At 49.1% G+C, this 8,531-nt stretch carries 1 protein-coding gene; it reads left to right on the top strand.

The window, feature by feature from the left end; translation table 11 throughout:
* Positions 1 to 8,531 (top strand): amino acid adenylation domain-containing protein (locus tag V7S65_RS32145; protein WP_339547036.1); only part of this gene is annotated, 8,531 nt, incomplete at both ends.

Raw genomic sequence — 8,531 nt, 5'->3', positions numbered from 1 at the left:
CTGAACACGGTAGCGTTGCGTAGCCGCTTCAGCGGCGGAGATAATTTTCTCTCGCTGTTATCACATATCCGCAGCACCACACTGGCAGCCTATGACCATCAGTCCTATCCGTTTGACCGGTTGGTGGATGATCTTAAATTGAAACGCGATACCAGTCGTTCCTCCTTGTTCGATGTTTTTCTGAACGTACTAAACATCGACACGGCCACTGCAGCAGCAACGGTATTGCCTTCCGGCCAGGTGTCGCAGCTGGGGCCATCTCCGAGTAAGTTTGACCTGATCTTTAACTTCCAGGAAACAGCAGCAGGCGGCCTGTCCGTTTATGCAGAGTTCAACAGTGATATTTATGATCAGTGGTTTGTTATCCGTTTGCTGGAACATTACCAGCGATTGTTATCAGCGGTGATTACACAACCGGCCACTGCTTTAAATCAACTGGATTACCTTGGTGAAGAGGAACGGGAACAACTGCTGCATGAGTTTAATGCCACTACAAAAGACTATGGAAATGATGGCACGGTGCTGGACCTTTTCCGCGAAAGCGTAGTCCGTTACGGCGATCGCACGGCCATTACAGATGGGGCTGCCACGTTGAGTTACAGATTACTGGATGAGCAGTCGGACCAGGTAGCGGCGAGGCTGCAACAGCACTACGCCATCCGGGAAGGAGATCTTGTCGGGATGCGCATTCCCCGCAGCACTCGTGCCATCACACTGATGCTGGGGATACTGAAAGCCGGCGCCGGTTATGTACCGGTAGATATGAGCAACCCGGAAGAACGGACCGCTTTCATTGTGGCAGACAGCGGTTGCCGCCTGCTGGTAGATGAAAAAATACTGGAGGATATTTATGCCGGGCTGACGGAACAACCGTCGCCTTCTGCAGTGGTGAGCGCCGAAAGCATCGCCTATGTATTATATACTTCCGGAACAACGGGTCATCCCAAAGGAGTACTGATTGCCCACAACAACTTATATAACTATCTGCGATACTGCCTGGATACTTACTTCCGGGAAACGGAGCAAACATACCGTGTGCCGTTGTTCACCTCCTTGTCGTTTGATCTGACGGTGACCGGTATTTACGGCAGCCTGTTAAGCGGAGGAGAGCTGATCATTTATGATCAGGAGCAACATGTAGGAGAAGTATTGCATGATGTTTTTTACGGCAGCAAAGGCATCAATTTTATGAAATGCACGCCTGCACATATTGGTTTGGTGGAAACAGGCAACGGCGGGTCAACTACCGTATCACAGGTAGTGGTAGGGGGAGAAGCCTTACAGCTGTCGCATATTCACCGCTTACATGAAATCAGTTCCACGTTGATAATTTATAACGAGTACGGCCCAACGGAAACGACGGTAGGCTGCACCGTATCCCGGATAGGGCAGGGAGATGCAGCGGCGGGTATCACGATCGGTGTTCCGGTGAGCAACATGCAGATTTATATACTTGATAAAGCACAGCAACTGGTACCTGCCGGCATAACCGGGGAGATCTATATCGGTGGCAGGCAGGTGGCACAGGGTTACCTGAACCGCGCTGAATTAACGTCCGGGCGGTTTGTGAGATTTGCCGGACAACGGGTATACCGTACCGGTGATATTGGCCGCTGGTTACCCGATGGACGGATAGATTACCTCGGCCGCCAGGATGACCAGGTGAAGGTACGTGGCTACCGCATAGAGCTGGGAGAAATTGAACATGCCCTGCAAGCCCTTGCCGGTATTACAGCCGTAGTAGTAATCACTTATAAGAAAGAAGACGGAGAGCACGCCATAGCGGCATATTTTACCAGTGATGGAGCAAAAGATAGTATTGCTTTGCGGCAACAGTTGTTATTGAAATTACCGGAGTATATGGTACCGGCGCATTTTATACAGCTGCCCCGGCTACCATTAACGGCCAACGGAAAAATTGACCGCAACGCATTACCGGCTCCCGGTGAAAAGGTAGCAGATCAGAACACACCATATGTAGCCCCACGCAACGCGATAGAGATAAGCCTGGTGGACACCTGTGAACGCATCCTGAAAAAAACAGGGATCAGTATAACCACCAGCTTTTTGGATCTTGGTGGTGATTCTATCAAAGCCATTTTGCTATCCAGCCAGATGAAGCAAAAAGGCTATACGGTGAAAGTAGGAGACGTGTTAAAATATCCGCTGTTGGAAGAACTGGCCACACACGTAAAAATACTGGATAATAATGATGCCGAACAGAAGACAGTAACGGGAGATGTTGTACTTATGCCGGTGCAGCAATGGTTTTTATCCGGATCTTACGATCAGAAACATCATTACAACCAGTCGATGATGCTAAGCAGCCGTATCCCTGTAGCAATAAATGTGCTTGACCAGAGTCTCGCGTACCTCGTAAAGCATCATGATGCGCTTCGTATGGTATACCGTAATGACGGGAATGTATGGAAGCAATATAACCAGGGAACAGAGCAGCCGTGTTATCACCTGGAAGAATATGACCTGAGGGAAGACGCTGACGCGCATGGGCGTATGAGAGCAACATGTAATGCCTTACAATCAGGTATCAACCTGGAGCAGGGGCCACTGGTGAAAGCCGGCCTGTTCCGCCTGCCTGCCGGCGATCGTTTATTGCTGGTTATTCATCACCTGGTAATAGATGGCGTAAGCTGGCGTATCCTCCTGGAAGATCTGTCTACTTTATACCTGCAGCTAAGTAAAGGCCAGCACGCGCAGCTACCGCTGAAGAGCGACTCGTTCCGCGACTGGGCCGCTCATCAGCAGCGACAGGCTAATGGTGGCGTACTGTCCAGAAGCCTGGATTACTGGGCTACGATCGTTAATAGCAGCGGATTGCCGTTGCGAAAGGACCTGACCTCCGGTATCAACAATATCGGGAATAGCGTAACTGAAGGATTTTCACTGGATGAAAACATCACAAGCCTCTTACAAACAAAAGCGCACCGCGTTTACCACACGGATGTAAACGATATTTTATTATCGGGTTTATTACGCGCTGTGCAGGAGGTTTTCCCGCAGGAACATTTACTGCTCACAATGGAAGGTCATGGCCGGGAAGAAATAGGTAATAGTGTAAACATTGCCCGTACCATAGGCTGGTTCACCAGTATGTACCCGGTACTGCTGGAAACAAACGCCGGAGAAGAGGCCGTAGATACGTTGATCCGGGTGAAAGACCACCTGCGTCGTGTACCGGATAAAGGTATTGGTTTTGGTATGCTGCGGTACTTACACCCGGATGGAGAGAAAGAGTTGGGGAAATTGCGGGAGAGTGATATCACTTTCAATTACCTGGGTGATTTTGGTTCCGGGTTTAGTGCAGGTGGAGGGGAGTCGGTTTTTGACTATGGTGAAGAAGGTAAAGGTCTTGAAAGTGCTTTATCATACGAGCCGGAAAGCCCGCTTACAGTAACTGCTATCCTCACTTCCGGTCAGCTGCATGTCAGTATCCGTTATAGCAAAGAACAATATTATCCGGAAACAATCGCCCGGTTAAGCCAGCATTATGCAGATCATCTTGCGTCATTGATAAGATTGTTGTCGGAAATGGAGGGCAGTGAGCTAACTCCAGGTGATCTTACCTATAAAGGATTAAGTCCGGTAGAGCTCAAAATACTTAACAATACCGGCGATGTAACAGATATTTATACTTTATCTCCGCTGCAGGGCGGATTATATTATCATTGGTTAGCGGGTATCAGGGATACCATGTATGTAGAGCAGATGTCGTACCGTTTACGTGGCACCTTCGACCTGAACATACTGCACACAAGCTATACTTATCTTACCAATCGTCATGCGGTGCTGCGTACCAGTTTCCATCACGGATATGGCGATGAAAATATCCAGGTCGTTCATCTGCATATGAAGCCGGACTTTCGCTATCAAAAGCTGAGCGGTGAACAGGTGGCATCTTTTAAGATAGCCGACCGTGAAGAAGGATTCAACCTGCATGAAGGCCCCGCAATGAGGCTATCAGTGCTGGAACTTGGGCCAGATGAATATGAGTTTGTATGGACACATCATCATATCCTGATGGACGGATGGTGTGCCGGTGTATTGATAGATGAGTTTTATCAGATCTACCGTCAGCTGATACAGGGGAAAACGCCGTTGTTGCCGCCGGTATCGCCGTATGTCAACTACATTCGCTGGTTAGATGTGCAGGACCACAGCAGCAGTGTATCCTACTGGAAGTCTTATCTCCAGGGATATGAACAGCAGGCAGTGATACCTTTCGGGCAACAGGAGGGAAGCGATTATGAGGGAGGGGTAGTACGTCTTAACCTGGATAAAGAGCTGGTGTCCGGTATCAGAAATGTGTGCCGTTCCATTGGTATTACGGAGAACACGTTTATGCAGGGCGCGTGGAGTTATCTGTTGGGTCGTTATAACAATACAGAAGATGTGGTGTTTGGCGCCGTGGTGTCCGGCCGCCCGCCAGGATTGACAGGTGTGGAACATATGATTGGTTTATTCATTAATACTATCCCGGTACGGGTGCGTTATAAAGGCGATATGACAGCTCAGGAATTGCTGCAGTCGTTACAACAGGATGCCATCGGAAGCCTGCCACATCATTATATAAAGTTATCCGATATACAGTCGGCCAGTTTGCCGGGGCATCAGTTGTTTGATCATATCCTGGTATATGAAAACTACCCGGTAGAAGAGTTGATTTCTGATGGTTTGTCCGGTGGCATGGAGCATGACGGGGCAAGTACGCTTTCGCTGGAAAGCTCAGAGGTGGTAGCGCAAACAAACTATGATTTTACCATCGTGGTGGCGCCCGCCGGAGCAGGGATACAGGTATTGTTCAGGTACAACTGCCGGCGTTACCCTACGGCAGCGGTACAGCGCATCAGTGAACACTTCAACAGGGTGTTGACAGCCTTTGTGAATCCTGCAGCTGTAAAGCTGAAGGAGTTGTGTTACCTGGGAGAACCGGAAAAACAAACACTGCTGCACACGTTTAACGATACCGCTGTGTTGTATGAACGCGACGTAACATTACCGGAATTATTCCGCCGTCAGGTAGTGTTACAGCCGGATGCAACTGCATTGGTATATGCCAACCGCAGCTTTACTTACCGGGAACTGAACGAAAAGTCAGGGCACCTGGCATCATACCTGCATGCGCATTATACGTTGGCTCCTGAAGATCTTATCGGCATAAAATTACAGAGAAGCGAATGGCTGATCATTTCTTTACTGGCGGTATTGAAGGCAGGTTGTGCGTACGTGCCTGTTGATCCTGCTTATCCGGAAGAGCGGCAGCGGTATATTGCAGCAGATAGTGGCTACAAAGCCTGCATAGATGAAGCGTTACTTGCTTCCTTTAATGAAGAGGATTATGCCGCAATTACTTATCACGCAGTAAAGGAAAATCAGTTAGCCTACGTATTGTATACCTCCGGTTCCAGCGGTTTGCCGAAAGGTTGTATGCTTGAACATAAAGGATTGATCAACCGGTTGCGCTGGATGTGGGAACATTATGGATTCACCACCGGAGATGTGGTATTGCAGAAAACAACATTTACGTTTGACGTATCTGTATGGGAATTGTTTGTACCGCTTTGCTTTGGTTGTAAGATGATATTGTGTGAAGATGAAGCCGTGTATTCTCCCACCCGCCTGGCAGCCTTGATCAGCACATACAAGATCAGTAATGCGCATTTTGTGCCGGTGATGCTGCAAAGTTTTATTGAGAATACAGATATTGCTTCACTGACCAGTCTTAAGCGGGTATTCGCCAGTGGCGAGGCTTTATCGCCCGCTACGGTCGCCGCCTGGTATGCAGTTACCGATGTTCCGTTGTATAACCTGTACGGCCCTACGGAGACTTCTATAGAAGTAAGTTATTATGATACACTGCCCGGTACAGATAAAGTTCCTATCGGTAAGCCCATCGCCAATACCCATTTGCATATACTGGATCAATACGGTCAGCTGGTGCCGGTAGGCGTTGCTGCGGAGATCCATATTGGTGGTATTCAGCTGGCCCGTGGCTATCACAATCGTCCGGAGTTGACAGCCGAAAAGTTTATTGACCACCCTCTCCTGAATGAACGTTTATACCGCACGGGGGACCTGGGTCGCTGGCTTCCGGACGGTAATATTGAATACCTGGGTCGTATAGATGACCAGGTGAAGATCCGTGGTTACCGGATAGAGCTGGGAGAAATAGAACAGGCGCTGCTTGCATTACCCGGTATTCATGCGGCCGTAGTAACGGCATTTAAACCGGACAGTGGCGGGCAGCTACTGGCCGCCTATTACATCAGCGAAACACCACCCGATGCGGCCTTGCTCAGACAACAGCTGTTGCTGAAATTGCCGGAATACATGGTGCCGGCCTATTTCACACCACTGGAATATTTCCCTTTAACAGCCAGTGGTAAAGTAAACCGTAAGGCGTTGCCTGCTCCGGGAACAGGAGCCACAGATAATTACGTGGCGCCGCGTAGTCCGGTAGAAGTTATTCTCACCGGCATCTGTGAACGGATGTTTAAAAGAAAAGAGGTAAGTATACAAGCAAGTTTCCTCAACCTGGGAGGTGATTCTATCAAAGCCATCCTGCTGGCCAGCCAGTTAAAACAACGGGGATATTCTGTTAAAGTAGGAGACATATTAAAATACCCGGTGTTGGAAGAACTGGCGCTGCACGTACATGCAGCCGACAATATCATTACAGAACAATCTGCAGTAGAAGGCGACGTAGCGCTGATGCCGGTTCAGCAATGGTTCTTATCCGGTACCTACGACCGCAAACATCACTATAATCAATCAGTGATCTTAAGCAGCCGTTTGCCGGTAGAGGTGACGGTGCTGGACCAGAGCCTGGCGCACCTGGTGAAACATCATGACGCGCTCCGTATGGTATTTCGTTATGAAGATGGGGTATGGCAGCAGTACAACCAGGGAACAGAAAAGCCTGATTACCACCTGGAAGAATATGACCTGAGGGAACACGCCGATCCGGAAGGGCGTATGACAATCCTGTGCTACGGCTTACAGGAAAGCATTAACCTGGAACAGGGTCCATTGGTGAAGGCGGGTCTTTTCCATCTGCCGGCTGGCGATCGCCTGTTGCTGGTGATTCATCACCTGGTGGTGGATGGCGTAAGCTGGCGTATCCTGCTGGAAGACTTGTCTACTTTGTATGTACAACTGGGCCAGGGGCAACGTCCACAGCTGCCCCTGAAAAGTGATTCTTTCCGCGACTGGGCCAATCATCAGCAACAACAGGCAAACAGCCCCGCGCTGTCAGGAGAATTGGCTTACTGGACGACACTAACCGCCAACAGCGGAGAGCCCTTACCGTTAGATATGCCTTCCGGCGCCAATGTAATTGGTTGCAGTGCATCTGAAGGATTTTTGCTGGAAGAAAATATTACCCACTTATTGCAAACAAAAGCACATAGAGTTTATCATACCGATATCAACGATATTTTACTGTCCTGTTTATTACAATCCGTACAGGAGATATTCCAACAGGACAGTTTGTTGCTGAGGCTGGAAGGCCACGGCCGTGAAGAAACAGGCGGCGGCGCTAACATCTCCCGTACTGTCGGTTGGTTTACTACCATGTATCCCGTGTTGCTGGAAAGTATGCCGGGTGAAGAGGCGGAAGATACGCTGATCCGGGTTAAGGATCACCTGCGCCGTTTACCCAATAAAGGCATCGGTTATGGAATGCTGCGTTATTTAAATGCCATTGGCAGGGAGCGGCTGGGAGGTTTACGGCCCGGGGATATTACTTTCAATTACCTGGGTGATTTCGGGTCTGGTGTAAGCTCCGGTGAAGGAGAATCCGTATTTGATTATGCTACGGAACACAGGGGGCAGGAAACAGGTATGTCGTATGAACAGGAAACGGCATTAACGGTTACGGGCATTCTTGTATCCGGGCGTTTACGCGTTCGTATCCGCTACAGCAAAGAACAATTCCACCAGGAAACCATCAACCGGCTGAGCGATTGTTATGCAAACCGCTTACGGTCATTGATAACAACATTATCTGAAAAAGATGGCAGTTACCTCACAGCCGGCGACCTCACTTATAAAGGACTCAGCTTCGCAGCATTGCAGGAGCTGAACAGCAAAAAGGATATCGTGGATATCTATGCTTTATCGCCGTTACAGGAAGGTTTGTATTATCACTGGTTGTTGGGCACTTCCCGGACGATGTATGTAGAACAGATGTCTTACCGTTTGCATGGTAGTTTTGACGTAGAAGTACTGCAGCAGAGTTACGCTTACCTGGTAGGTCGGCATGCGATGCTTCGTACTGGTTTCCATCATGGTTACGGAAAAGATAATATCCAGGTAGTGCGCCGGTACAATGTTCCCGATTTCCGTTATCGTGAGCTGGAAGAAGCAAAGGTAGCGGCTTATAAAATCAGTGATCGTGAAGAAGGCTTTAACCTGCATGAAGGACCGGGTATGCGTCTGACCGTTCTGGAGTTGAAACCGGGTGAATATGAATTTATCTGGACCCATCATCATATCCTGATGGATGGCTGGTG

The sequence above is a fragment of the Chitinophaga sp. CCNWYY40 genome (genome assembly GCF_037483205.1).
Classification (GTDB): Bacteria; Bacteroidota; Bacteroidia; order Chitinophagales; family Chitinophagaceae; genus Chitinophaga; species Chitinophaga ginsengisegetis.
This window is presented reverse-complemented; position numbering and strand designations above follow the sequence as displayed.